The organism is Billgrantia saliphila, from assembly GCF_002930105.1.
In the GTDB taxonomy this organism is placed as follows: domain Bacteria; phylum Pseudomonadota; class Gammaproteobacteria; order Pseudomonadales; family Halomonadaceae; genus Halomonas; species Halomonas saliphila.
The window spans coordinates 44210-68389 of the sequence record NZ_PJRN01000001.1; the positions used below are offsets into that span (position 1 = coordinate 44210).

Here is a 24180-nt window from a genome sequence, read left to right on the forward strand (position 1 = left end):
AGGGATCGATGCTCACCGAGCCCAGAACGAAAAAAACGCCGGGCATAAGCCCGGCGTGATATGGCAACTGCTTTCTAATCAGAAGCGGAAGGTCACCCCGCCGCCGATGGTTACCGGGTCCACTTTAACTTCAACTTCGCTGCCACCCGCGGAGACATCAGAGTGGACTTCGGCATAATTGGCGAAGCCGTTGAGCATGAGATTGTCGGTGATGGCAAGGTCGATTCCGACCTGGCCGGCAGCACCGTAGCTATTATCTGCGTTGATGCCATCCGGCTCGCCGGAGAAGCGGGTGTAGTTGACCCCTGCGCCGACGTACGGCTGTACCTTGGAGTCCAGCCCGCCCAGCGGATAGTAGTTCACCAGCAGATTGACTGGCATGCGGTCAATGGAGCCAATGCCGGTGCCACCGAGGGCGAGATCGTGCTCGATCTTCTCCGAGCTGTTCAGCTCGACGCCGACCTTGTCGTGAAAAAGGTAACCGGCACCGAAGGTAAAGCCGCGAGCATCGTCGATTGAAAGATCCTGGCCGGCCACCTGGCCATTATCGGAACTCGGTTCGGACTGGGCGAAACCGCCGCGTACGAAGGCATCACCAGCGCCATAAGCCAGGGCCGCCTGGCTCGCGAGGGTGAAGCCGGCAGCGATGGCCACCACAGATAGCAGACGAGTCGTTTTCATCACAGCGTCCTCCTGGTTTTGCTAGCGCCGGGTGATTCCGGTGACTTGGATGTAGAGAGTATAGGAACACTGTTTCTAAAAGTCCTGTTTAATTTTGTTATTGCCGCATCGTGCTGTTCAGTGGGAATAATTTCGCTCGTGGCTAATTTTTTTGCCTTGCATATGCGGAGCGTAAGGCTACAAGGTGTACAACTATTTCCGTTATGCAGCATTGGCATGGGACGAAGGGAAGCGCTAAGTCTTGTCTAAGCGACAGGCGACAGGCGACAGGCGACAGGCGACAGGCGACAGGCGACAGGCGACAGGCGACAGGCGACAGGCGACAGGCGACAGGCGACAGGAGACGAGACGATGATGGCAGAGTTGCGCAGAGAGCCGGTGTGGCTGACTTTGGCGGCCATGCTGCTGGCAGCGGCGCTGGCGTTATGGCTGTTGGCAAAACCCGGGTTGATCAGTGGATTGCCGTTACCGTTGCGCCTGCCGGCGATCGCATTGGGGGTCTGGGCGCTGGGAGCCGCTTTTATGCAGCCGCTGGGGCTCGAGCTGCGACGTCGCTGGCAGCGACGTCTCACCACACCGCCTTTCAGCTTGATGGCGCTGGGCGCGTTCACGCTATTGCTGATAGTTCGTGCGCTCTGGCTGGCCTGAGTCCGTAATGCAGAAGCCGCCCGAATGGGCGGCTTCTGTGGCAGGCTGCCGTATGGCAGGTAAGGGGGCGTCGGGTTACGCCTCTTCGAAAGTATCGAAGTCGGCGGTCACCTTGAGGTCGGGTTCCTCGGTAGCCAGGCTTGCCACGACGATGGCGATGTAGGCCAGGATGACGCCCGGGACGATCTCGTAGAGATCGAAGATGCCACCGGACAGCTCTGCCCAGACCACCACGGTCACGCCGCCCACCACGATACCGGCCAGGGCGCCCCACTTGTTCATGCGACGCCAGTAGAGCGACATGATCAGCGCCGGGCCAAAGGCGGCACCGAAGCCGGCCCACGCATAGGCGACCAGGTCGAGTACGGTGGAATCGGGATTGAGCGCCAGTAGATAGGCAAAGATGGCAATGGCTATGACGGCGAAACGGCCGACCCAAACCAGCTCGGTCTGGCTGGCATCCTTGCGGAAGATCGCCTTGTAGAAGTCGTCGGTCAGCGCCGAGGATGAGACCAGCAGCTGTGAATCCGCAGTGGACATGATAGCCGCCAGGATCGCAGCGAGCAGAATGCCGGCGATCACCGGATGGAAGATCAGGTTGACCATGACCATGAACACGGTCTCGCCGTCGGCCAAGTCGCGCTGTACGAAGCCTACCCCGAGCAGACCCACTGCCACCGAGCAGACCAGTGCGAGGGCGGTCCAGCTAACCGCGATGCGGCGGGCGGCGGGAATGTCGCGATCGCTGCGGATGGCAGCGAAACGCGCCAGGATGTGCGGCTGGCCGAAGTAGCCCAGGCCCCATGCCAGTGAACTGATGATGCCGATGGCGGTCAGCGCCTCACCGGTGGAGGCGTCGCGGAACCAGGAGAGCATGTATTCGCTCTCGGCAGCCAGTGCCGCAGTCGTACCGTCCATGCCCCCCAGGTCGCCGAAGGCGACGATCGGCACGATAGCCAGCGCCGCCGCCATCATCAGACCCTGGATCAGGTCGGTCCAGGAAACGGCCAGGAAGCCACCGAAGAAGGTGTAGGAGATGACTGCGATGGTGCCGATGGTCACCGCTACACTGTAGTCGTAGCCGAACACCGTCTCGAACAGCCGGCCGCCCGCGACCAGGCCGGAACTGGTATAGAAAAGGAAGAAGAGCAGGATGAAAACTGCCGAGATCACTCGCAGCAACTGCGACTTGTCGCGGAAGCGGTTGGCGAAGTATTCCGGCAGCGTCAGGGCGTCACTCACCTTGAAGCTGTAGAGTCGCAGGCGGCGTGCCACGACCAGCCAGTTGAGCCAGGTCCCGATCAGCAGGCCCACGGCGATCCAACTTGCCGAGATACCGCTGACATAGGCGGCGCCTGGCAGGCCCAGCAGCAGCCAGCCCGACATATCCGACGCCCCGGCGGAAATCGCCGAAGTCCACGGGCCAAGCGTGCGCCCGCCGAGGATGTAGTCGGACAGGTTGGTGGTGCGCTTGTAGGCAACGATACCGATGCCCAGCATCACTATGAGATACACCACAAAGGTGAAGCCGATAGCCATGTTATTTTGAACCATTGGGGGTTCCTTCAATGTTGTTGTGGTAACAGACGAGCCCTATCACTCGTCTCCCAGCGCAAGCAGTGACGCATTGCCGCCCAGTGCGGCGGTATTGACGGTCACCGTTTTTTCCGTGGCGAAGCGCAGCAGGTAATGCGGCCCGCCAGCCTTGGGGCCGGTACCGGATAGTCCCTGCCCGCCGAACGGCTGTACGCCCACGACGGCGCCGATGATATTCCGGTTTATATACACATTACCAACTCGAATCTTCTGTGCGACCAGTTGGGCAAAGGATTCATTGCGGCTGTGGACGCCGAATGTCAGCCCGTAGCCCTTGGCATTGATGGATTCTAAGACTCGCTCGATCTCGCTGGCCTTGTAGCGCACGATATGCAGCACGGGGCCGAACTGCTCCCGTTCCAGGGCATCGATCCCATCGATACGGAAGGCCACCGGTGGCACGAAGGTACCCGACGCGGTATGCGCCGGATCCAGACTTGCTTCGGCAAGCAGTCGCCCTTCGCCCTTGAGTCGTTCGATGTGGGCCATCAGGCTCTGGCGCGCGTCTTCGTCGATCACCGGGCCGACGTCGGTGCCGAGGTCGCGGGGATCACCCACGTGCAGCTCATCCATGGCGCCACGCAGTATTTCGATGACCCGGTCGGCCACGTCGTCCTGCAGATAGAGCACGCGCAGGGCACTGCAGCGCTGGCCGGCGCTCTGGAATGCCGATTGGATCACATCGGCGACCACCTGCTCGGGCAAGGCGGTGGAGTCGACGATCAACGCATTCATGCCGCCCGTTTCGGCGATCAGAGCGGGGAGCGGAGCGTTGTCGCGTGCCGCCAGGGCGCGGTTGATGATCTGGGCGGTATCGGTGCCGCCGGTGAAGGCGACCCCGGTGATGCGCGGATCGGAGCTGAGCACGCTGCCCACGGTGGGTCCGTCGCCCGGCAACAGCTGGACCACGTCACGGGGCATGCCGGCTTCATGCAACAGCTCGACCACCCGATGGGCGACGATGGAAGTCTGCTCGGCGGGCTTGGCCAGCACGGTATTGCCCGCGACCGCGGCCGCCACCATCTGACCGCAGAAGATCGCGACCGGGAAGTTCCATGGGCTGATCGCCGCGAACACGCCCTTGCCGTTGTGCATCAGTTGGTTCGACTCGCCGGTGGGGCCGGGCAACTGGGTCGGCTCACCGAAGATCTCCTCGGCGCGCATGGCATAGTAGCGGCAGAAATCCACCGCCTCGCGGATCTCATCGACGCCGTCGGTGAGCAGTTTGCCGCCTTCGCGCGAGCAGAGCGTCATCAGCTCCGCCATGTTCTCTTCCATCAGGTCGCCCAGGCGGCGCAGTATGGCGGCGCGCTCGGCCACGGGCGTGGCTTCCCAGCGGGGGAAGGCGGCCCAGGCGGCATCCAGCGCGCGTGAGGCCTGGTCGCGGGTGGTCCACTGGACGCTGCCGACACGCTGCCGACGGTCGTAGGGGTTGAACACTTCATGGATGTTCGCCGTGTCACGCTCCACCTCGAAGGCGAGCAGCGGGCCGACGTCGTAGCTGCGTTCCATGAAGCCCGCCATGGCTTTCATCAACGGGTCGTAGTGGCTGCGCACGTTGAGGTTAACGCCCTTGGAGTTGAGGCGTTTCTCGCCGTAGATATCGCGAGGCAGGGGAATGCGCGGGTTGGAGAAGGTGCGGTACTGCGCCAGTGTCTCGACCGGATGCACGCAGAGCGACTCCACCGGCACCTTGGGGTCCACCAGCTGGTGCACGAATGAAGAGTTGGCACCATTCTCCAGCAGGCGGCGTACAAGATAGGGGAGCAGGTCCTTGTGGGCCCCCACGGGGGCATAAATGCGGCAGTACGTCCCATTGGGGGCCCGCTTCAGTGCCGCATCGTAGAGCGCCTCGCCCATGCCGTGCAGACGCTGGAATTCGAACGGCCGCGTCGCTTCGTTGGCCATCTCGAGGATGGTAGTGATGGTGTGCGCGTTGTGAGTGGCGAACTGAGGAAAGATGCGGCCACGCGTCTGGTCCGAGAGCAGGAAGCGTGCGCAGACCAGGTAGGCGACGTCGGTGCAGGCCTTGCGGGTAAAAACCGGGTAGCCCTCGACGCCGAGCTGCTGCGACTCTTTGATCTCGCTGTCCCAATAGGCGCCCTTGACCAGGCGCAGGGGAATCTCGTCGCCCTGACGCTCGGCCAAGCGATTGAGATAGTGCAGCACCGGCAGCGCGCGCTTGGAGTAGGCCTGCACCACCAGGCCGAAATGGCCCCAGCCCTTGCAGGTGTCGCTTTCGTAGATGGCGCGGAAGACCTCGATCGACAGCTCCAGGCGATCGACCTCCTCGGCGTCGATGGTCAGCGCCACGCCGCGCTCGCGCGCCATGGCGGCTAGCTCGCGCACGCTGCCGACCAGCTCACGCAGCACCTGCTCGCGACGGCCGAATTCGTAGCGCGGATGCAGGGCCGAGAGCTTGATCGATACGGAAGGGGCTGGCGTCCGCTCGGTCAACGTGCGGCTGGTGTTGCCCACCCGCTCGATGGCGCGGGCATAGTCGTCGAAATAGCGCTTGGCATCGTCGCGGGTGCGCGCCGCTTCGCCGAGCATGTCGTAGGAGTACGTATAGCCCTTGTCGAACAGCGGCCTGGAGCGCTTCAGCGCCTCGTCGATGTCGCGGCCAAGCACGAACTGCCTGCCCATGATCTTCATCGCCTCGTACATGGCGCGGCGGATAACCGGCTCACCCATACGGTTGACCAGGCGATTGATGAAGGTGGTGGGCTTGCCGTCGCGCGGCTTGTCGAGAGTGACGACGCGACCGGTCATCAGCAGGCCCCAGGTCGAGGCGTTGACCAGCCAGGATTCGCTCTGGCCCATGTGGGCCTTCCAGTCAGCGGGGCCCAACTTGTCCTCGATCAGCGCGTCGGCGGTGGCCTTGTCGGGGATGCGTAGCATCGCCTCGGCCAGGCACATCAGCATCAGGCCCTCGTGGGTATCGAGGCTGTACTGCTGCAGCAACTCATCGATGGTATCGACTGCGGTATCCATCTCGCGCACTTCGCGCACCAGCTCGGCGGTCTTGTCCGCGATGCGGCGGAAGTCGCCGGGGTCGGCGCTCAGCACGTTGACCAGCTCTTGGACAAAGGCATCTTCCTCGACCACATAGTGCTCGCTGATACGCGCGAAGAGCGTATCGAGATCCTGCTGCCAGGTAGCAGCATCCAGCATTGTATTGGCGTTGAGCATGGGAGTCCCCCGGATGTCACACGTCCCGAAACGGCGAATCGCCATGCTCAGGGCGGGCTGCCTGAGCATGGATATGTTCCTAAACTGTAGGGCGGGATAATGGGGGGTGCTTGCGAAAACCGAGGTTTGCCTTGTCGATTTCGCGGTAGATGGCAGTGAAAGCCTTGAAGATTAGACTTAAGTCGTATGCTCTAATCGGTTTGACAAAGACGTGGAGCGCTCAGTGCCGCGCGGCGCAGTTGGCTGGGTGGGCAGCCGAAGGCGCTGCGGAAGGCATGCGACAGCGCGCTCTGGTGAGCGAAGCCGGTCGTCACAGCGATCTGCGAGAGAGGCAGGTGGCTCTCCTCGAGCAGGCGCCGAGCCGCCTCCAGGCGACGTCGTCGAACGTACTGCCAGGGCGAGAGACCGGTTTGGTGGCGAAAGCGGCTGCGGAAATGCGCTTCGCTGAGGCAGGCCTGTCGTGCCAGGTCGGCTACCGCGATCGGGCTGGCCAGGTGTTGGTCGATGAAGCGGTCGAGTCGGGTCAGGTCAAGCCGGCGCGTCGGGGGCGGGGTAGGGCCGCCGAGCCTGGCATGCAGGCAGCCCAGGAAAGTGGCGGCCAGGCGGTCGCTCTGGGCGGCGCTGAGGCTCTGCTGGCTATCCGCTTCGAGCAGCAGGAAGTCGAGATACTGCTCGAGAGGCTTGTCCAGGGCGAAGAAGCGGGGAGCATCGAAGAGACGCGACAACTCGTGGTGATAGCCGGTGAGGGAAGGCGCATCGGAAGGTAGGTCGAGAATGAGCTGGCGATTCTCACCTTGGCCGACGTAGTAGTGCACGTGGTTGGCCGGCACGATGCAGCCCGAGAGAGCGGAAATGGCACCTCCCAGACCCTCTATCTCGAACTCCGCCTGTCCCTGCAGGCCGATCACGATCTGATGGAAGTCGTGGGCGTGATGCTGGGTGGCAGTGTCGAGGGGAATCTGACGTATGACGCTGGGCATGGGCCTCTCCCGCCTGGCTATCCGACTCGGCGAGGATATCATATTCGCCGCGTCGTCAGGGGTCGCCCGAGCCGCGCCGACGCTGGCGCAGGCGATGGTGCGCATCCAGATGATCGCGCAGTGCCGTTAGTTCCTTGCGTCCGGTGTCGTTGAGCAGCGGTTTGCCCTGGGCAATCTGCCAATGGCGTCCATACTCCTGCATCACATGCTGGGCGCGGCGTCTCACGCCTTCCAGATAGTCGTCGTGGCGGATCGGGTAGTTCATGACGATGTTCCACTCGGTCGGAGTGACCTCGTTTCTCAACGCCTTGTCGAACAGCGCCAGCAGTTGCTCAGGCTCGGTGCGATAGCGCGGCGTGCGTGAGAACAGCAGGATGAGCACCGTTCCGCCGACGACGAGCAGGCAGACAGCGAAGATGAGCAGATAGAGCGCCATGCGAAAGCCTGGGAGGTGGGCGCGAAGGCGTTGCCGAATGCCGGATCGTGCCGACCGCGAAGTGGAGCGGGTGAAGGGAATCGAACCCTCGTCTTAAGCTTGGGAAGCTTCTGCTCTACCATTGAGCTACACCCGCGAGGCGGTTTCGATAGTAAAACCAAGGGTTTGGGCTTTGCAAGCCGGCTTGAGCATTTTCCGTCCGAATGCTCATAACACCTTGTTTCTTCGGCCTTGGCCATGTTTTTCTTCGGCCTTGGCCATGATGTGATGGCGCGTCGGCAAGCCTCGCCGGCGCGCCATCCGTGACGTTCAATGCTGTGGCGGTGCGCCACCATGGCGATGCGAAAAAATTTCTGAAGTACTGGCGAACTTTTTTGCTTGATGCTGTCTTATCTGATACAGGCAACAGCGCGATGGCAGTCGCTAACACTGTTGTTCTGGCTCGCAGTTTCGATCTTGCCGCCCATGCCCTGCATGTGGCGGCTTCTTTTCGTCCGCGGTAGAGCAGCAGGTGCTGCACCCGGCGCGGACCGGGTGCTATCGGTTGCCGTTCGAAAGCTTCGGAGAGGCTCAGAGATAGCGCATGCGCAGGATGGCGGTGAGCACATCCCGGCGCGTGACGATGCCGCAAAGGCACCCCTGCTCGGTAACCGGATACACCTTTGGCTTGTTGCCGCTGAGCATCTCCTGGGCCAGGTCGGTGATGCTCTTGGTCGGGGAAACCGACAGCACTTCGTTGCGCATGAGTTCCTTGACCAGAGGCGCCTCGTCGTTGAGGTAGGCGCTCTGCAGCAACTTGCCCATCACGTCCTGCTCGGAAATGAAGCCGATCAACCGGTCGTGATGGTCGACGACCGGGACGCCGGGCAGGCGATGCAGTGCCAACCCCTCGGCCAGGGTGATGATCGAAGTGGTACCGGTCACTCGATAGCAGTCGCGGGACATGATTTCACGAACGACGGTCGGGGCCCTATTGAGCATGGCGCATCTCCTTGTTCGATCGCCTTGGCGGGACAATTCCAGCATAGTCGAGCCGTCAGCGATGCAGCGGATGACGCTAAACTGGCAACTAACGCTATGAACTGGCGCCGCCGGTCGGAACCTGGCCTGGTTCCGCTGGTTCCAAAGACAAAGCGTTGCATCGAGGGGCAGGTAGCGGTTTTCGTCTCGAAGCGATTTTCGTCACGCAGCAAAGGAGAACGTATGGACGCGCGCGAGTATTTGGCGAGAAAAGGGCTCGACGGCAAGCGCGATGAAGAGCGCCCCAACACGCTTGAGGAGAAAGCCTGGGAGCGAGCTCGCCAATCGGGGGAACACCGACCGCATGCCGGCACGCCCTACGACTGGGAGGATTGGGAGCGCTACCACGACGAGCTGGCCGAAGATGCCGAAACCATCGAGCAGAAAATCGATCGCGAGGCGCATCGTCACGAACTGGAGCGCACCGAGCAGGAGCGGGCAGCGGACAAGCCGGTTCAGCACTACGAACCGGCCGCCGAACCCGCCGTGCAAGCATCCCAAGCGCCTCCCGCGGTGGGGAGGAGCACGGCCGAAGAGGCTTGGGCCGCGTCGCCGTCGCTGCGGCTGTCTCTCAAGGCACTGGCCGTCCTTATGCCACCCTTGGCCGTGGGACTCTCACGGGGTGGCGGGCAACGTGTCGCCCTCAATCTCCTTCTTACGCTACTGGGTTGGGTGCCCGGTATCGTGCACGCCTGGCGGTGGCTCGGGCGTGCTCTACGCTGAGTATCTTCCCTTGATTCCTTCTTTCTGCTTGTCCGGGTCGGTCATCTCGCCGGCCTCTACCTGGGGCAATACCTCCCCCCGACCTGTAGCGAAACATATTCGCAACCGAAAAATTAGCGGTGAAGCGTAAGCGGACCTCGCCGAAGAGTCGCTATGCTGATGGAAGGCCGTCAGTTGACGTGACGGGGCTTGCTTATACCAAGGTATAGGGTTCGTTTCGAACATTGGCGTTGCTCATCGGCGCAGGCTTGGGCTAGTCTCGCTATCGGAAACGAACATTTGGTGTGTGAAATGATTGCAAACGAACATTCGGGAGTTCCAGTTCGTTGCTTGCGGCGCCGCTTCACTCACCGACAACAACAATCCGGGCGAGGCGCATGTCTTACCTCTTTTCAATCGATCAGGGCACGACCAGTTCCCGAGCCATCGTATTCGACCGCTCGCTGCGGTCGGTGGCTGTCACGCAGCGTGAGCTCGCCCAGCCCTTTCCCGGCGCGATGGGCTCAAGCTGTTTGCCGACGCCGCCGAGACGGAGCGCCTGGCCGATCAGGCCCGGGCGGGGCATAGCGTCTATCCGGTTCCCGCCTTCACCGGCCTGGGAGCATCCCACTGGGACCCGCGAGCTCGCGGTGCCATCTTCGGCTTCACGCGTGATACCGGTATTGCCGAACTCGTGGCGGGGGGGCTGCAGTCGGTATGTTTCCGGTCCCGCGACCTCTACCGCTGCATGGTCGAGGACGTCGGGGTGAGCAATGGTCGGCTGCGGGTCGATGGCGGCATGGTGGGCAGTGGCTGGCTGATGCCGTTTCCGGCAGACATGCTCGGTCAGGAGGTCGACCGACCCACCGTGCTCGAAACGACGGCGCTGGGCGCCGCCTACCTGGAGGCGTTGGGAGTGGGCTGGTATCGCTCACTCGGCGAGCTGGCCGCGCTGTGACAGGGCGCGACGCCATGCATGCCGATGGTTCCCGCAACGCCTCAACAACGATGACAAAGAGTTCAGCATGTCACTGAGACTTGAAAACATCGACCATGTGGTCAATGGAGCCACCCACATCGAGGGTATCAGCCTCGAACTGGCGCCTGGCTCCTTCAACGTGCTGCTAGGCCGGACTCTGGCCGGCAAGACGACGCTGATGCGCATCATGGCCGGCCTCGAGACGCCGACCAGGGGCAAAGTCCTGATGCATGGCGAGGACGTGACGCGAACCTCGGTACGCAAGCGTAACGTCTCGATGGTCTATCAGCAGTTCATCAACTATCCGGGGCTCACGGTCTTCGACAACATCGCCTCGCCGCTCAAGCTGGCGCGGGTGGCTCGCGAGGAGATTCGCCAGCGCGTCCACGAGACGGCCAGCATGCTGCACATCGAGCACCTTCTCGATCGCTATCCCGCGGAACTCTCCGGCGGTCAGCAGCAGCGTACCGCCATGGGCCGGGCGCTGGTCAAGGATGCCGATCTGATCCTGTTCGACGAGCCGCTGGTCAACCTCGATTACAAACTGCGCGAGGAGTTCCGCGAGGAGTTGCGAGAGCTGTTCAAGGCGCGCAACTGCATCGCCGTTTATGCGACCACCGAGCCCAACGAGGCGTTGGCGCTGGGAGGCCATACCGCTGTGCTTCACGAGGGGCGACTGCTGCAATACGGCCCGACCGAGGATGTCTATCATCGTCCGCGCGACGTCCTCACCGCCGAGATGTTCTCCGAGCCGCCGATCAACGTCGTCCCGGCGATGGTCTCGGACTCGGAGGTCACCTTCGATCGCGACGTCCATTTTCCGCTCAATCGGGACCTGGCGAGCCTGGCCCCCGGTCATTACCAGTTCGGCGTGCGCGCCTCCCATATCGGGCTCGCGCCGCAGGGGGAGGATGACCTTGAGCTGACAATGAAGGTCGATATCGCCGAGATCAGCGGGTCGGAAACCTTCCTGCACGTGCACAACGATCTCTGCCACCTGGTGCTGCACCTGAGCGGTATCCATCCATTCGCCGTCGATCAAGAGATCAAGGTCTATTTCCCGACCCACAAGATCTACGCCTTCGACCGGCATGGCGACGTCGTGCATATTCCCGCACGCCCAGGAGCGCACTGATGGCCCAGATCACTCTCAAGTCGCTGGCGCACAGCTATGCGCCCCATCCCACCGGTCCCGAGGACTACGCCATTCGCGAGATGGATCATGTCTGGCAGCAGGGGGGTGCCTATGCACTCCTGGGGCCGTCCGGTTGCGGCAAGTCGACCCTGCTCAACATCATCTCGGGCCTGCTCACGCCCTCGGACGGCCAGGTGATGTTCGACGAGCAGGTGGTCAACGAGCTGCCGCCCGAAGCGCGCAACATTGCCCAGGTGTTCCAGTTCCCGGTGGTCTACGACACCATGACCGTATACGACAACCTGGCTTTCCCGTTGCGCAATGTAGGCAAGCCAGAGGCGAAAGTTCGCGAGCGTGTCAATGAAGTGGCCGCCATCCTCGACCTCACCTCGCTGCTCAAGCGCAAGGCGCGCAACCTCACCGCCGACGAGAAGCAGAAGGTCTCCATGGGACGTGGCCTGGTGCGCGACGACGTCTCGGCGATTCTCTTCGACGAGCCGCTCACCGTGATCGATCCGCAGTTGAAGTGGAAGCTGCGGCGCAAGCTCAAGGAGATCCACGAGCGCTTCAACATCACCATGATCTACGTGACCCACGACCAGCTCGAGGCTTCCACCTTCGCCGACAAGATTGCGGTCATGTACGACGGACAGGTGGTCCAGTTCGGTACTCCGCGCGAACTCTTCGAGACACCGGCTCATACCTTCGTCGGTTACTTCATCGGCAGTCCCGGCATGAACTTCGCCGAGATCGCGCGCACCGACAGCGGTGCGCGCACCGGCACCGTCGACCTCACCCTGCCGCCGGCCATGCTCGATATCATTCGCCAGACCCGCTCGCGCAATCTCAAGCTGGGCATTCGTCCCGAGTTCGTCGAGGTGACGAATGTACCCGGAGACGACACCTACGAAGTGGAAGTCGGCATGACGCAGGATCTCGGTACCTATCGAATCGTGTCGTTTACCTTCGCCGGCGAGACGTTTCGCGCCCGCCTGGGAGAAGACCAGCCTCCGCCGGGGCGCATCGCCCACGTTCGTTTTCCCGAGGCGTGGCTGAACCTGTACATCGACGAGTGCCGCGTGGAGGTGGGGCAATGAACAAGGTCCAGAACAATCGGGCGTGGTTCCTTATCCTGCCCATGCTGTTGCTGGTGGCCTTCTCGGCCATCGTGCCGCTGATGACGGTGGTCAACTACTCGGTGCAGGACGTTTTCGACGCCCACACGCGCTTCTTCACCGGCACCGAGTGGTTCGAGGCCACTCTCAACGACCGCTCCCTGCAGGCGGCGCTGCTGCGCCAGTTCGCCTTCTCCTTCACCATTCTGGCGATCGAGGTGCCGCTCGGCATCGGCATCGCGCTGCTGATGCCCAAGCGTGGCTGGCAGGCTTCCGCGGTGCTGATCCTGATCACGCTGCCGCTGCTGATTCCGTGGAACGTGGTGGGCAGTATCTGGCAGCTCTTCACTCGTGGCGATATCGGCCTGATGGGCGTGGGCATCCGCGAACTGGGCTACGCCTACAACATCACTCGCAACCCCACCGATGCCTGGGCCACGATCATCCTCATGGACGTGTGGCACTGGACGCCGTTGATCGCGCTGCTGTGCTACAGCGGCCTGCGCTCTATCCCGGATGCCTATTACCAGGCGGCGCGTATCGACCGCGCCTCGCGCTGGGCCGTCTTCCGCTATATCCAGCTGCCCAAGCTCACCAACGTGCTGGTGATCGGCGTGCTGCTGCGCTTCATGCACTCCTTCATGATCTATGCCGAACCGTTCGTGCTCACCGGCGGAGGACCGGGCAGTTCCACCACCTTCCTCAGCCAGTCGCTGACTACCATGGCCATCGCGCAGCAGGACCTGGGCCCCTCAGCAGCATTCTCGCTGATCTACTTCCTTATCATCCTGCTGGTCTGCTGGGTGTTCTACACCGCGATCATGAACAGCCAGAAAGACACCACGACCCAAGGAGAGGCCTGACATGACCGGTTCCTTGCCGACCACACCCGCGAGCGTACGCCAGCAGGCCGCGGCGGCGGCCGCCAAGCGTCGCAAGCGGGCGCGTTCCACCGGTACTCGCTGGCGCCGCCGCACGCTGCTGGCGCTCTATCTCGTGTTCGTGATGCTGCCGATCTACTGGCTGCTCAACCTGTCGTTCCAGTCGAATAGCGAAATTCTCGGCAGTTTCTCCTTCTGGCCCCAGCAGTTCACCCTGGGCAACTACGTCGGCATCTTCACCGACCCCAACTGGTACATGGGCTACGTGAATTCTCTGGCCTACGTGCTCATGAACATGCTGATCAGCATCTCGGTGGCGCTGCCGGCCGCCTATGCCTTCAGCCGCTTCCAGTTCATCGGCGACAAGCACCTGTTCTTCTGGCTGCTGACCAACCTGATGGCGCCTCCGGCGGTGTTCTTGCTGCCCTATTTCCAGCTCTACTACTCGGTGGGCCTGTTCGATACCCACATCGCCGTGGCGCTGGCTCACTGCCTGTTCAATATTCCACTGGCGGTGTGGATCCTGGAGGGGTTCATGAGCAGCGTGCCCAAGGAGGTCGACGAGACCGCCTATATCGACGGCTACAGCTTCCCAGCATTCTTCGTGAAGATCTTCATTCCCATGATCCGCTCGGGAATCGGGGTGACGCTGTTCTTCCTGTTCATGTTCTCCTGGGTCGAGCTGCTGCTCTCCCGCACCCTGACCGCCACCAATGCGCAGCCGATCGCCTCGATCATGACGCGAACCTCGACCGCCTCGGGGATCGACTGGGGCACCCTGGCCGCCGCCGGCGTGCTGACCATTCTTCCGGGTATCGTGGTGGTCTATTTCGTGCGCAATCATATCGCCAAGGGCTTCGCCCTGGGCCGTACCTGAAGGGGAGGAAGCCACAATGGAATGGATGGTCTGGACCCTGCCCACGGCAATCTTCTTCTCAGTCATCGCCGCCATTCTGCTCGGCATGACGGCTTGGGAGCTGGTCTCTCCGACAGTGGAGCGGCGCGGTTTCCTGCCGATCGCCACCACCCGCGGCGACCGGCTCTTCATCGGTTTACTTTCAGCGGCCTATATCCACCTGGTGACGGTCGGCTTCACCGAGCTCTCGATTTGGTTTGCCCTGGGGATCTCCGTCCTCTGGTTGCTGGTGCTGATGCGCTGGGGCTGAACCAAGGCAGTACGGACGATAACCGTGTCAAGGATGACGACCACACGCAGAACGAGGTCAACATGAAGAACAACAGGATCAAACTGACGGCGCTGGCGGGCAGTCTTCTACTTGCCTCCGGTGCCCTGCACGCCGACTCCCACGATGCGCGCGCGATCGCCGAACGACTGGTCGACGAGCACTTCCAGAACTCGACGCTCTCGCGCGAGGAGCAGATCGAGGAGCTGCTGTGGTTCGCCAAGGCCGCCGAGCCGTTCCGCGACATGGAGATCAACACCGTCGCCGAAGGTCTGACCACTCATGTCTGGGAGCGCGACGTGCTGGCGCCGGCCTTCGAGGAGCTGACCGGCATCCGGGTCACCCATAACATCATCGGCGAGGGTGATGTGGTGGACAACATGCAGACCCAGATGCAGACCGGGCGCAACATCTACGACGGTTACGTCAACGACTCGGACGCCATCGGCACGCACATCCGCTACGGGGTCACCATCAACCTGAGCGAGGCGATGGAGAACGAGTGGGCCGATTACACACTGCCGACGCTGGACCTCGATGACTTCATCGGTCTGCAGTACGGCACCGGACCCGACGGCAACCTCTATCAGCTGCCCGACCAGCAGTTCGCCAACCTCTACTGGTTCCGCTACGACTGGTTCCAGCGCGAGGACTTCCAGGAGCAGTTCCGTGAGATATACGGCTACGACCTCGGCGTCCCCACCAACTGGACCGCCTACGAGGACATCGCCGAGTTCTTCACCGAGCACGTGGGCGAGATCGACGGCGAGCAGGTCTATGGCCACATGGACTACGGCCGTCGCGACCCCTCGCTCGGCTGGCGTTTCCACGACTCCTGGCTCTCCATGGCCGGCATGGGCAGCCCCGGCGTGCCGTTCGGCAACCCGGTGGACGACTGGGGTATTCGCGTCGACGAGGAGAGCCGCCCGGTCGGCGCCAGCGTCAGCCGCGGCGGGGCGACCAACTCGCCGGCTTCGGTGTTCGCCGTGACCAAGATGGTCGAATGGCTCGACAAGTATGCGCCGCCCGAGGCGCAGGGCATGACCTTCGGCGAGGCCGGGCCGGTGCCTGCCCAGGGCAATATCGCCCAGCAGATCTTCTGGTACACCGCCTTCACCGCCGACATGACCGACCCGGGCCTTCCCGTTACCGACGAGGAGGGCAATCCCAAGTGGCGCATGGCGCCATCACCCACCGGACCGTACTGGGAGGAGGGCATGAAGGTCGGTTACCAGGACGTGGGCTCCTGGACCTTCTTCGACTCCACTCCCGAAGACCGGCGCACCGCGGCGTGGCTGTTCGCCCAGTTCACCACCGCCAAGACAGTCTCGCTGGAGAAACTCATGGCCGGCCTCACGCCGATCCGCGAGTCCGACATCTTCTCCGACCAGATGACCGAGCTGGCACCCAAGCTGGGCGGACTGGTCGAGTTCTATCGCAGCCCCAACGAGTCCAACTGGACGCCGTCTTCCACCAACGTGCCTGACTATCCGCGCATGGCACCGCTGTGGTGGCAGAACCTGGCACCCGCCGTCAGCGGCGAGGTCACGCCCCAGGAGGCGCTCGACAATCTGGCGGGAGAGCTCGACAGCATCATGGCGCGCCTGGCACGAGCCAACGTGTTCGAATCCTATCCCCCGGTGTTGAACGAGGAGCGCGACCCGGAGGAGTGGCTCTCCCAGGAAGGTTCGCCCAAAGCGAAGCTGGATGACGAGATGCCGCAGGGGACCACCGTTCCCTATGACGAGATGATGGAGGAGTGGATGGCCGCCGGTACACGTCAATAAAAAAGCCGGCGTCGGGCAGAGCGTCCGACTCGGCTCAGGCCCGGCACATTGCCGGGCCGCATCGAAATACGTGTTTCCGGTAGCCCGTCCGGGTCATCCCAGGCCCCGTTCGGCGCTCGCCGAGCGGGGCTTTTGCTTGCAGAAGGTCCGCACATGGAACTGCGTAGCAGCAACATCGACAGACTCGACGGCGAGGAGTTCGACGTCCTCATCGTGGGCGGCGGCATCAACGGGGCAGCCTCGGCGGCCGCCCTGGCCGGCAAGGGCGTGCGGGTCGCGCTGATCGACCGCGGCGATTTCGCCGGCAGCACCAGCATGCACTCCTCCAATCTGGTCTGGGGCGGCATCAAGTACATGGAAAGCCGTGACTTCGCCCTGGTGAGAAAGCTGTGCAAGAGTCGCAATCACCTTATCAAGAGCTATCCCGCTACGGTGCAGGAGATCCGTTTCCTTACCACCATCGCGCAGGGCTTTCGCTACCACCCGCGCTATCTCTGGGCAGGCGCCTGGCTCTACTGGCTGATCGGCAACGGTTTCACCCGCATACCGCGCTTCCTCTCGCCGCGGGCGATCCGCGACAGCGAGGCGATCATCGACATCCGCGACGCCGTGGGAGGCTTCGAATACTCCGATGCCTACCTGCACGACAACGACGCGCGATTCGTCTTCAACTTCGTTCGCGGTGCGCTCAACTACGGCGGCGTGGCGGTGAATTACGTCGAGTCGCGGGGAGCCCGGCGCCAGGGGAACGTCTGGGTCACCAGGGCGCGCGACGTGATCGACGGCAACGAGGTCGAAATCCGTTCGAAGGTGCTGATCAATGCCGCCGGCCCCTGGGTCGACGAGCACAACGGATTGACCGGCCAGGCCACGGATCATCGCCATGTCTACTCCAAGGGCATACACCTGATCGTGCCGCGGCTGACCGACAGCCGGCGCGTGCTGGCGTTCTTCGCCGACGACGGTCGACTGTTCTTCGTCATTCCCATGGGGCCGAGGACCTGCATCGGCACCACCGACACCCGCGTCGAGCGCCCCGAGGTGACGGCTACCGACGCCGACATCCGCTTCGTCCTCGACAACATCAACAAACGGCTGCGGCTCGACGAGCCGCTGGGCAACGAGGACATCATCTCCATTCGCTGCGGTGTGCGTCCCCTGGCGGTCAAGGCCAGCGGCGGCGGCGACCGCGACTTCCTACAGCTCTCGCGCAAGCACGCCATCGACATCAACCGGGCCGATGCTCACCTGAGCATCTTCGGCGGCAAGCTCACCGATTGTCTCAACGTGGGCGAGGAGATCGTCGCCGCCGTCGAGCGCATGGGAGTGCGCGTGCCCCATGCGAAGCATCGTTGGTACGGCGAGCCGCCCGCCGAGGTGCGCCGCGAGTTCCTGCATCAGGCCCGGCTGATGCGGCTCGATGCACTGACAGTGGCGGAGGCGTCGGAACCGTTGTCGACTCGGCTATGGCGACGCTACGGCATTCATGCCCTCGGCATGCTCGAGGAGATTCGCGAGGACCCACGCCAGGCCGAGGTGCTGATCGAAGGCACCGAGTACCTGCGCTGTGAGCTGCGCCATGCCAAGCGGCGCGAGATGGTCACACGGCTCGAGGATTTCCTGCGGCGTCGCTCGAAGATCGCGCTGGTGGTACACGAGGACACCATGCGTCGCTCGCCGGGGCTGCGCGAGGCCTGCACCATCCTGTTCGGCGACCAGGCCGATGCCCGACTCGAAGAGTACTTCGCCACCACGAGACGCGAGCGCGGCGAGAACGCCATCGATGCGTCCGGCGAAGCGCTAGGCTCCGCAACGCCACGGGTTTGAGGCGAGCCGCACCGCATCAGCGCGTTGAAGCGGAGCAGCATGTGCGTATAATGCCCCGTCAACTTTCATGATCCAAGAGGTTAACCGTGGGCTATCTCATCGGCGTCACCGCGCTCTGGGCCTTCTCGTTCTCGTTGATCGGCGTCTACCTGGCGGGCCAGGTCGACAGCTACTTTGCGGTCCTGGTGCGCGTTTCGCTGGCGGCGCTGGTATTCCTGCCGTTCCTGCGGCCCTCGCTACTGGTCGGGCGCCAGCGCCTGGCCCTGATGGGGCTGGGGGCGGTGCAGTTGGGCATGATGTACATCTTCTTCTATCAGTCCTTCCTGCTGCTGACGGTGCCGGAAGTGCTGCTGTTCACCATTTTTACGCCGCTCTACGTGACGCTGCTCGACGATGCGCTGTTCGGTCGCTTCACGCCGTTCTACCTGCTCACCGCCGCCCTGGCCGTGCTGGGAGCCGCCGTGATCCGCTACAACGGTGTCGATAGCGGCTTCTGGCTCGGTTTCCTGGTGGTGCAAGGGGCCAATCTCTGCTTCGCGCTGGGGCAGGTAGGCTATCGTCGCCTATCCGCGTCGCTGCCGGCCTCGCTGCCGCGCCATAGCGTCTTCGCCTGGTTCTATCTGGGCGCTCTGGTCGTGGCCCTGCCGGCTTTCGCCCTGCTCGGCAATGCCGCCGCGCTGCCGAGCACCGGTGTGCAATGGGGTGTGCTCGCCTGGCTGGGGCTGGTGGCCTCGGGGCTCGGCTACTTCCTTTGGAACCTGGGGGCGACCCGCGTCGATGCCGGTGCCCTGGCGATCATGAACAACGCGCTGATCCCGGCCGGGCTCGCGGTCAATCTGGTGATCTGGAACCGCGACGCCGACCTGGTGCGGCTGGCGCTGGGCGGCGCGATCATCGTCGGTTCGCTCGTGCTCAACGAATGGTGGCTGCGTCGCCGCCAGCCCGCCGCTGCCTGAGCGGTTTGCCCGGCTTGCGGCCAGCCTCCATAATGAGCGGCCATGATCCGAGAGGCGAGGGCATGCAAAAGCAGCACGGCGGGTTCAAGAATATCGGTCTGATCGGTCGCCTGGGCAGTTCCAAGGTGGTCGACACGCTCAAGCGGCTGATGCGTTTTCTCGATGATGGCGGGTATCACGTCATCGTCGAGGATCGCACCGCGACCGTGCTGCTCGACCATGGCCATCCCGAGGCCAGCCGGCGCACCCTGGGCGAACTCTGCGACTTGGTGATCGTGGTGGGGGGCGACGGCAGCCTGCTGGGCGCGGCGCGCACGCTGTGTCATAGCGGTACCCTGGTTCTGGGGGTCAATCGCGGACGGCTAGGCTTTCTCACCGATATCTCGCCCGATGAGCTCGAGGAGCGCGTGGGCGAGGTGCTGGCCGGTCGCTTCGAAGTCGAGGAGCGCTTTCTGCTCGATGCCGAACTCTATCGCGACGGCACCCAGGTGGGCAGCGGGGACGCCTTGAACGAGGTGGTGCTGCACCCCGGCAAGGCGGTGCGCATGATCGAGTTCGAGCTGTTCATCGACAACCAGTTCGTCTACAGCCAGCGCAGCGATGGCCTGATCATGGCCACGCCCACCGGTTCCACCGCCTACGCGCTGTCCGGGGGCGGTTCCATCATGCATCCCAAGCTGGACGTGATCGAGCTGGTGCCGATGTTCCCTCACACCTTGTCCAGCCGGCCCATCGTCATCGACGCGGCCAGCGAGATTCGCGTGCACATCGGCGAGACCAACCAGACCTACCCGCACATCAGCTGTGATGGGCAGACCCGCGCCGTGGCCAAGCCCGACGACGTGCTGATCGTGAAACGCAAGCCGCAGCGGGTGCAATTGGTCCATCCTCTGGGTCATAACTTCTATGAGGTCCTGCGTAGCAAGCTGGGCTGGAGCAACCGGCTGGGGAATTGATGTGAAGCAGGCGGCAGTGGAAGGTTACGATCTGATCGGCGACGTGCATGGCTGCGGGGCGACCCTGGCGGCCCTGCTGGAGCGGCTCGGCTATCATCAGCGCGGGGGTGTGTATCGTCATCCGCGGCGGCGGGTCATCTTTCTGGGCGACCTGATCGATCGCGGACCGCGGATTCGCCTGGCAGTGAACATCGCCCGGCGCATGGTGGAGGAGGGCGAGGCGCATATCGTCATGGGCAACCATGAGTACAACGCCTTGGCCTACTGTCAGCATGCGCCGCACCATCTGGGGCGCGAGTGGCTGCGCGACCACAGCCCGCGACACAATCGGATCATCAAGGAGACCCTCGATCAGTACCGCGACCACCCCGCCGAATGGGAGGACACGCTGGCCTGGTTCATGGAGATTCCGCTGTTCCTGGAGTTCCCCGGTTTTCGCGTGGTCCACGCCTGCTGGGACCAGGCGCTTATCGATTTGCTGCGCCGCGATTACCCGGATGGCCGGGTCGATGAGGCGTTCCTGCAGCAGTCGGTGACGCCGGACACGCTGGCCTATCGTGTCTTCGATCGCCTGACCCGCGGTGTGCACTTGTCACTGCCCAAGGGGGTGGAGATCCACTCCGGCGACGGTTTCACCCGGCACAGCTTCCGTGCGCATTTCTGGGCCCGAGAGCCACTGACATGGGGCGACGTGATCTTTCAGCCCGACAACCTGCCCGGCGAACTGGAGCAGCGCGCCCTGAGCGACCGTGAGCGACAGCGGCTCTGTCACTACGGGCTCGATCAGCCGCCCTTGTTCATCGGCCACTACTGGTGCGAGGGCATCCCGGCGCTGCCGACCGCCAACATCGCCTGTCTGGACTACAGCGCGGTGAAGTTCGGCAGGTTGGTGGCGTATCGTTGGAGCGGCGAACAGCGTCTTGATGCCAACCACTTCGTCTGGGTGCGGGTGCCTCGGGACGAGGCGGCTCGGCCCAGGCCCTGGGAAATCGATTTCGATTGAAGTGGGGATACAAAGTTTTACAACTTTTTTTTCAACGGTCCTGAACTTCCTTGCGCCGCGCCGCTCTGAATAGGTGTTCCCTTGAATGATCCCTTGCTCTTGTCCGGCGGCCCCCCTTCCGCCGGATTTTTTATGCGCGCTCGCCACCCGGTCCGGCGGGTGGCGTTGAGAAACGCCCGGGCGCAGCGCAAGATGCTCGTCAACCACTAGTTCAGAGAGGGCTCATGTACCGCATCATGCTGTTTCCTCACGAGACCGATACGCGAGAGTTGCGCCGCGCGCTATGGGCTCATCGGATCGGACACCGTTTCACCGAGGAGGAGGAGGGGCAGGCGTTGTGGCTGGCCGATCCCGCCCAACACGATGCCATGAAGCAACTGCTGGTTCGCTGGCAGCGCGGTGAGAAGATCATGCCGGAGCGGCGCCGGCGGGTACGAAACGGCGCCTCGCTGACCGTTCCCTTCCGTCTGGCACCGGTGACGTCGGTAGCCATTGCGATCTCGCTGGCGGTCTTCGCCCTGATGGGGCTGCTGGGTGACATTGTGGTCGCCATGCTCACCATCGTGCCGGTCGCCGTCGTGGGGGGCGGCCTGGCTTTCGGCAGCTTGACCGAGGCGATGACATCGGGCCAGGTATGGCGCCTGCTCTCGCCGGCTTTCCTGCACTTCGGCTGGATGCACCTGATCTTCAACATGATGTGGCTGTGGTACTTCGGCCGCCAGGTCGAGACCCTGCAGGGCAGCGGAAGAATGCTGACGCTGCTGCTGGTGGCCGGCGTCGGCGCCAATCTGGCCCAGTATTTCACCGGGACCGTACTGTTCGGCGGCATGTCCGGCGTCGACTTCGCGCTGCTCGGCTATGTCTGGCTGATGTCGCGCCGTGCCCCGGCGAGCGGTTTCTTCGTTCCGCAGATGCTGGTGGTGTTCATGCTCGGCTGGATGGTCTTCACCATGACCGACATGGCCACCGCGGTGGGATTCGGCAACGTCGCCAACGAGGCCCATCTGGGCGGGCTGGTCGTGGGGCTGCTGTTCGGATGGTATTATTCGAACCGTGCTCGCCGCCTTCCCTGAGCCGCCATTTAAAGAGATTCCCCATGAGCGATATGACCTTCGAACGCATGATTCGGCAGATGACGCCGGCCATTTACGAGAGCCTCAAGCAGGCGGTGGCGCTGCGCAAGTGGCCCGATGGACGCATGCTGACCGCCGAGCAGACCGAACTCTGCCTGGAAGCGGTGATCCGCTACGAGTGGGAAAACAACGTGCCCGAAGAACAGCGGGTCGGCTATCTTCAGCAGCGTACCTGCGGCAGCGCCAGCAGCGGCGCCGACGTGCCTCCCGAATTGGCCGGACTGGCCCGGGATGCCTCGCGTGACTGAGTATGGCGTGACGGAATTCGACCGGATAGATGCCGCTGCCTCGGTACAGGGGTGCTTGAGCAAGATGACCATCGCCCCGGGCGAACGGGGCGGGCCGGTGAGGTACACCCTGCGCGCGGGCGAGCAGCGGCTGGATCTCAACGCGCGCCTCGGCCAGCCGCTGCGCCTGAGCTGGACAGGTGCCATCGCCTGCACCCACTGCGGGCGGGCGACGAAGAAGAGCTTCGCCCAGGGCTATTGCTACCCCTGCTTCAAGCGCCTGGCGCAGTGCGACACTTGCATCGTCAAGCCCGAGACCTGTCATTTCGACGCCGGCACCTGCCGCGAGCCGGCGTGGGCCGAGCTCCACTGTTTCCAGCCCCACGTGGTGTATCTGGCCAATTCCTCGGGGCTGAAGGTCGGTATCACGCGGGGTACCCAGGTGCCGACCCGCTGGCTCGACCAGGGGGCGATCCAGGCGCTGCCGATACTCTCGGTCGAGACACGCCAGCATTCGGGGCTTGTCGAGATGCTGTTCAAGGAGGTGGTGGCCGACCGTACCAACTGGCGTGCCATGCTCAAGGGCGAGGTCGAGCCGTTGGATCTCGTGGCGGAGCACGACCGGCTCTTCGCGCGCCTTTCAGGAGGGCTGGGCGGCCTGCGCCATCGCCTGGGCGACGATGCCATCCGTTCTCTCGACGAGGCGCCGGTGAGCTTCGAGTACCCCGTACTCGAGTTCCCCCGCAAGATCGCTTCGCACAACTTCGACAAGCAGCCGGAAGTGGCCGGTACGTTGCTGGGTCTCAAGGGCCAGTACCTGATCCTCGACAGTGGCGTGATCAACCTGCGCAAGTTCACGGGTTATGAGGTCGTGGTGAGCTGAGCCCTGCGGTTGGGCTGTGCGACGCTCGGCATGGGCTTCGGTTGCCCGTTAGCACTCAGGCGTCGCTCCCGGGTCGGCACGACTTCCGCGCGATCCGCGTGGCGGGAAAGGATAGTGGCAGGCTATGCTGCTATTCCTCTCTCCGTTGACGGGTCCTGACATGTATCGCCTCCATATTGCCAACAAGAACTACTCTTCCTGGTCGCTACGCCCTTGGGTACTGATGCGTCAGCTGGAAATTCCGTTCGAGGAGCGACTGACTCCTTTCGAACCCGAATCGAACTGGACCGCGTTTCGCGCGTTCTCGCCCTCGGGGCTAGTGCCTTGTCTGGAAGATGGCGAGCGTGCCGTGTGGGAATCGCTGGGGATCGTCGAATATCTGGCCGAGCGCCACGCCGGCGTATGGCCTGACGACGACGGCGCGCGCGCCTGGGCGCGTTGTGCCAGCAGCGAGATGCACGCCGGCTTTGCCGCGCTGCGCACCATATGTTCGATGAACTGCGGGGTGAGGGTGCGACTGCACCGCATGCCGGACGCGCTCGTGCGCAACCTGTCCCGCATCGACGAACTCTGGCAACAGGGCCTCGCGCGTTTCGGCGGCCCCTTCCTGGCGGGAGAATCCTTCTCGGCGGTGGATGCCTTCTTCGCTCCGGTTGCGTTCCGCGTGCAGAGCTTCGGGCTCGAGCTCGGGTCGCCCTCGATGGAATACGTCTCGCGGTTGCTGGCGCTGCCGGCCATGCAGGAGTGGTACGAGGCGGCGCTGGATGAACCGTGGCGCGAGGCCGGACATGAGGCCGAGATACAGGAGAACGGCACCGTGCTCGAGGATCGGCGGCGCACTCCCTGACCGTCGCTCGGC

23 protein-coding genes, 1 tRNA gene and 1 pseudogene are annotated in these 24180 nt (G+C 63.3%); 18 read left to right on the forward strand and 7 right to left on the reverse strand.

Features of this window, described 5'->3' with window-relative positions; all coding sequences use genetic code 11:
- Nucleotides 1–78 precede the first annotated feature (78 nt).
- A complete protein-coding gene (locus tag CYJ07_RS00240) occupies nucleotides 79–681 on the reverse strand; it encodes an OmpW/AlkL family protein (RefSeq protein WP_104201672.1) in 603 nt (200 codons plus the stop codon).
- A gap of 351 nt (nucleotides 682–1032) precedes the next feature.
- Between CYJ07_RS00240 and CYJ07_RS00245 the strand changes: the two genes are divergently transcribed.
- On the forward strand, nucleotides 1033–1329 hold the full coding sequence (locus tag CYJ07_RS00245) for a hypothetical protein (protein ID WP_104201673.1): 297 nt from the start codon (nucleotides 1033–1035) through the stop codon (nucleotides 1327–1329).
- Nucleotides 1330–1404: 75 nt separating this feature from the next.
- Here the strand turns inward: CYJ07_RS00245 and putP are convergent, their stop codons facing one another.
- The 5 genes from putP to CYJ07_RS00270 all read right to left on the reverse strand — a co-directional run bounded on the left by putP (nucleotide 1405) and on the right by CYJ07_RS00270 (nucleotide 7669).
- Nucleotides 1405–2883 carry a sodium/proline symporter PutP gene (gene putP, locus CYJ07_RS00250; RefSeq protein WP_104201674.1) on the reverse strand — a complete coding sequence of 493 codons (1479 nt, stop codon included), beginning with the start codon at nucleotides 2881–2883 and terminating at the stop codon, nucleotides 1405–1407.
- 42 nt (nucleotides 2884–2925) lie between these two features.
- Nucleotides 2926–6117, reverse strand: a complete 3192-nt coding sequence (gene putA / locus CYJ07_RS00255) for a bifunctional proline dehydrogenase/L-glutamate gamma-semialdehyde dehydrogenase PutA (protein WP_104202008.1) — start codon at nucleotides 6115–6117, stop codon at nucleotides 2926–2928.
- A gap of 191 nt (nucleotides 6118–6308) precedes the next feature.
- Nucleotides 6309–7097: an AraC family transcriptional regulator gene (locus CYJ07_RS00260; RefSeq protein WP_104201675.1), complete on the reverse strand. Its 789-nt coding sequence runs from the start codon at nucleotides 7095–7097 to the stop codon at nucleotides 6309–6311.
- Between the two features lie 55 nt (nucleotides 7098–7152).
- Nucleotides 7153–7533 carry a hypothetical protein gene (locus tag CYJ07_RS00265; RefSeq protein ID WP_104201676.1) on the reverse strand — a complete coding sequence of 127 codons (381 nt, stop codon included), beginning with the start codon at nucleotides 7531–7533 and terminating at the stop codon, nucleotides 7153–7155.
- A gap of 62 nt (nucleotides 7534–7595) precedes the next feature.
- Nucleotides 7596–7669 (reverse strand) — tRNA-Gly (locus tag CYJ07_RS00270).
- A gap of 166 nt (nucleotides 7670–7835) precedes the next feature.
- Here CYJ07_RS00270 and CYJ07_RS20225 point away from each other — a divergent pair.
- Complete coding sequence (locus tag CYJ07_RS20225; RefSeq protein ID WP_156085454.1) at nucleotides 7836–8036, forward strand: hypothetical protein; 201 nt, start codon at nucleotides 7836–7838, stop codon at nucleotides 8034–8036.
- Nucleotides 8037–8103: 67 nt separating this feature from the next.
- Here CYJ07_RS20225 and CYJ07_RS00275 read toward each other — a convergent pair whose 3' ends face one another.
- Nucleotides 8104–8514, reverse strand: coding sequence for a CBS domain-containing protein (locus CYJ07_RS00275; RefSeq protein WP_104201677.1), 411 nt, complete (start codon nucleotides 8512–8514; stop codon nucleotides 8104–8106).
- Nucleotides 8515–8736: 222 nt separating this feature from the next.
- Here CYJ07_RS00275 and CYJ07_RS00280 point away from each other — a divergent pair, with 222 nt between their 5' ends.
- The 16 genes and pseudogenes from CYJ07_RS00280 to CYJ07_RS00355 all read left to right on the forward strand — a co-directional run bounded on the left by CYJ07_RS00280 (nucleotide 8737) and on the right by CYJ07_RS00355 (nucleotide 24168).
- Complete coding sequence (locus CYJ07_RS00280; RefSeq protein WP_104201678.1) at nucleotides 8737–9276, forward strand: YqaE/Pmp3 family membrane protein; 540 nt, start codon at nucleotides 8737–8739, stop codon at nucleotides 9274–9276.
- Nucleotides 9277–9769: 493 nt separating this feature from the next.
- A pseudogene (locus CYJ07_RS00285) lies at nucleotides 9770–10210 on the forward strand (FGGY-family carbohydrate kinase); the annotation flags it as partial.
- A gap of 70 nt (nucleotides 10211–10280) precedes the next feature.
- Nucleotides 10281–11369, forward strand: a complete 1089-nt coding sequence (locus tag CYJ07_RS00290; RefSeq protein ID WP_104201679.1) for an ABC transporter ATP-binding protein — start codon at nucleotides 10281–10283, stop codon at nucleotides 11367–11369.
- Nucleotides 11369–12466 carry an ABC transporter ATP-binding protein gene (locus tag CYJ07_RS00295; protein WP_104201680.1) on the forward strand — a complete coding sequence of 366 codons (1098 nt, stop codon included), beginning with the start codon at nucleotides 11369–11371 and terminating at the stop codon, nucleotides 12464–12466. Before CYJ07_RS00290 ends, CYJ07_RS00295 begins: the two co-directional genes overlap by 1 nt.
- The gene (locus tag CYJ07_RS00300) at nucleotides 12463–13347 is read left to right on the forward strand and encodes a carbohydrate ABC transporter permease (RefSeq protein WP_104201681.1); all 885 of its coding nucleotides are present in this window, start codon (nucleotides 12463–12465) and stop codon (nucleotides 13345–13347) included. Before CYJ07_RS00295 ends, CYJ07_RS00300 begins: the two co-directional genes overlap by 4 nt.
- Nucleotide 13348: 1 nt before the next feature.
- The gene (locus CYJ07_RS00305) at nucleotides 13349–14242 is read left to right on the forward strand and encodes a carbohydrate ABC transporter permease (RefSeq protein WP_197038211.1); all 894 of its coding nucleotides are present in this window, start codon (nucleotides 13349–13351) and stop codon (nucleotides 14240–14242) included.
- Nucleotides 14243–14258: 16 nt separating this feature from the next.
- Nucleotides 14259–14531 carry a DUF2160 domain-containing protein gene (locus tag CYJ07_RS00310; protein WP_104201682.1) on the forward strand — a complete coding sequence of 91 codons (273 nt, stop codon included), beginning with the start codon at nucleotides 14259–14261 and terminating at the stop codon, nucleotides 14529–14531.
- Between the two features lie 62 nt (nucleotides 14532–14593).
- On the forward strand, nucleotides 14594–16336 hold the full coding sequence (locus CYJ07_RS00315; RefSeq protein ID WP_104201683.1) for an ABC transporter substrate-binding protein: 1743 nt from the start codon (nucleotides 14594–14596) through the stop codon (nucleotides 16334–16336).
- 153 nt (nucleotides 16337–16489) lie between these two features.
- Nucleotides 16490–18163 (forward strand): glycerol-3-phosphate dehydrogenase/oxidase, encoded by a 1674-nt coding sequence (locus CYJ07_RS00320; RefSeq protein ID WP_104201684.1) that lies wholly within the window; start codon nucleotides 16490–16492, stop codon nucleotides 18161–18163.
- Between the two features lie 86 nt (nucleotides 18164–18249).
- On the forward strand, nucleotides 18250–19119 hold the full coding sequence (locus CYJ07_RS00325; protein WP_104201685.1) for a carboxylate/amino acid/amine transporter: 870 nt from the start codon (nucleotides 18250–18252) through the stop codon (nucleotides 19117–19119).
- Between the two features lie 62 nt (nucleotides 19120–19181).
- Entirely contained in the window at nucleotides 19182–20075 is an 894-nt protein-coding gene (locus tag CYJ07_RS00330) for an NAD(+) kinase (RefSeq protein ID WP_104201686.1), read from the forward strand.
- 16 nt (nucleotides 20076–20091) lie between these two features.
- Nucleotides 20092–21078, forward strand: coding sequence for a metallophosphoesterase (locus tag CYJ07_RS00335; RefSeq protein ID WP_104202010.1), 987 nt, complete (start codon nucleotides 20092–20094; stop codon nucleotides 21076–21078).
- A gap of 224 nt (nucleotides 21079–21302) precedes the next feature.
- Nucleotides 21303–22151, forward strand: coding sequence for a rhomboid family intramembrane serine protease (locus CYJ07_RS00340; protein ID WP_104201687.1), 849 nt, complete (start codon nucleotides 21303–21305; stop codon nucleotides 22149–22151).
- A gap of 23 nt (nucleotides 22152–22174) precedes the next feature.
- The gene (locus CYJ07_RS00345) at nucleotides 22175–22459 is read left to right on the forward strand and encodes a YeaC family protein (protein WP_104202011.1); all 285 of its coding nucleotides are present in this window, start codon (nucleotides 22175–22177) and stop codon (nucleotides 22457–22459) included.
- The gene (locus tag CYJ07_RS00350; protein ID WP_104201688.1) at nucleotides 22443–23321 is read left to right on the forward strand and encodes a DUF2797 domain-containing protein; all 879 of its coding nucleotides are present in this window, start codon (nucleotides 22443–22445) and stop codon (nucleotides 23319–23321) included. Before CYJ07_RS00345 ends, CYJ07_RS00350 begins: the two co-directional genes overlap by 17 nt.
- Before the next feature lie 160 nt (nucleotides 23322–23481).
- The gene (locus tag CYJ07_RS00355) at nucleotides 23482–24168 is read left to right on the forward strand and encodes a glutathione S-transferase family protein (protein ID WP_104202012.1); all 687 of its coding nucleotides are present in this window, start codon (nucleotides 23482–23484) and stop codon (nucleotides 24166–24168) included.
- The last annotated feature ends 12 nt before the right edge of the window (nucleotides 24169–24180 follow it).

Coding starts and splice junctions, on each gene's coding strand:
- CYJ07_RS00340 (WP_104201687.1), top strand. CDS start 21,303: ATGTACCGCATCATGCTGTTTCCTCACGAGACCGATACGCGAGAGTTG.
- CYJ07_RS00290 (WP_104201679.1), top strand. CDS start 10,281: ATGTCACTGAGACTTGAAAACATCGACCATGTGGTCAATGGAGCCACC.
- CYJ07_RS00240 (WP_104201672.1), bottom strand. CDS start 681: ATGAAAACGACTCGTCTGCTATCTGTGGTGGCCATCGCTGCCGGCTTC.
- CYJ07_RS00260 (WP_104201675.1), bottom strand. CDS start 7,097: ATGCCCAGCGTCATACGTCAGATTCCCCTCGACACTGCCACCCAGCAT.
- CYJ07_RS00280 (WP_104201678.1), top strand. CDS start 8,737: ATGGACGCGCGCGAGTATTTGGCGAGAAAAGGGCTCGACGGCAAGCGC.
- CYJ07_RS00305 (WP_197038211.1), top strand. CDS start 13,349: ATGACCGGTTCCTTGCCGACCACACCCGCGAGCGTACGCCAGCAGGCC.
- CYJ07_RS00300 (WP_104201681.1), top strand. CDS start 12,463: ATGAACAAGGTCCAGAACAATCGGGCGTGGTTCCTTATCCTGCCCATG.
- putA (WP_104202008.1), bottom strand. CDS start 6,117: ATGCTCAACGCCAATACAATGCTGGATGCTGCTACCTGGCAGCAGGAT.
- CYJ07_RS00275 (WP_104201677.1), bottom strand. CDS start 8,514: ATGCTCAATAGGGCCCCGACCGTCGTTCGTGAAATCATGTCCCGCGAC.
- CYJ07_RS00320 (WP_104201684.1), top strand. CDS start 16,490: ATGGAACTGCGTAGCAGCAACATCGACAGACTCGACGGCGAGGAGTTC.
- CYJ07_RS00265 (WP_104201676.1), bottom strand. CDS start 7,533: ATGGCGCTCTATCTGCTCATCTTCGCTGTCTGCCTGCTCGTCGTCGGC.
- CYJ07_RS00310 (WP_104201682.1), top strand. CDS start 14,259: ATGGAATGGATGGTCTGGACCCTGCCCACGGCAATCTTCTTCTCAGTC.
- CYJ07_RS00295 (WP_104201680.1), top strand. CDS start 11,369: ATGGCCCAGATCACTCTCAAGTCGCTGGCGCACAGCTATGCGCCCCAT.
- CYJ07_RS00330 (WP_104201686.1), top strand. CDS start 19,182: ATGCAAAAGCAGCACGGCGGGTTCAAGAATATCGGTCTGATCGGTCGC.
- CYJ07_RS00245 (WP_104201673.1), top strand. CDS start 1,033: ATGATGGCAGAGTTGCGCAGAGAGCCGGTGTGGCTGACTTTGGCGGCC.
- CYJ07_RS00350 (WP_104201688.1), top strand. CDS start 22,443: ATGCCTCGCGTGACTGAGTATGGCGTGACGGAATTCGACCGGATAGAT.
- CYJ07_RS00315 (WP_104201683.1), top strand. CDS start 14,594: ATGAAGAACAACAGGATCAAACTGACGGCGCTGGCGGGCAGTCTTCTA.
- CYJ07_RS00345 (WP_104202011.1), top strand. CDS start 22,175: ATGAGCGATATGACCTTCGAACGCATGATTCGGCAGATGACGCCGGCC.
- putP (WP_104201674.1), bottom strand. CDS start 2,883: ATGGTTCAAAATAACATGGCTATCGGCTTCACCTTTGTGGTGTATCTC.
- CYJ07_RS00355 (WP_104202012.1), top strand. CDS start 23,482: ATGTATCGCCTCCATATTGCCAACAAGAACTACTCTTCCTGGTCGCTA.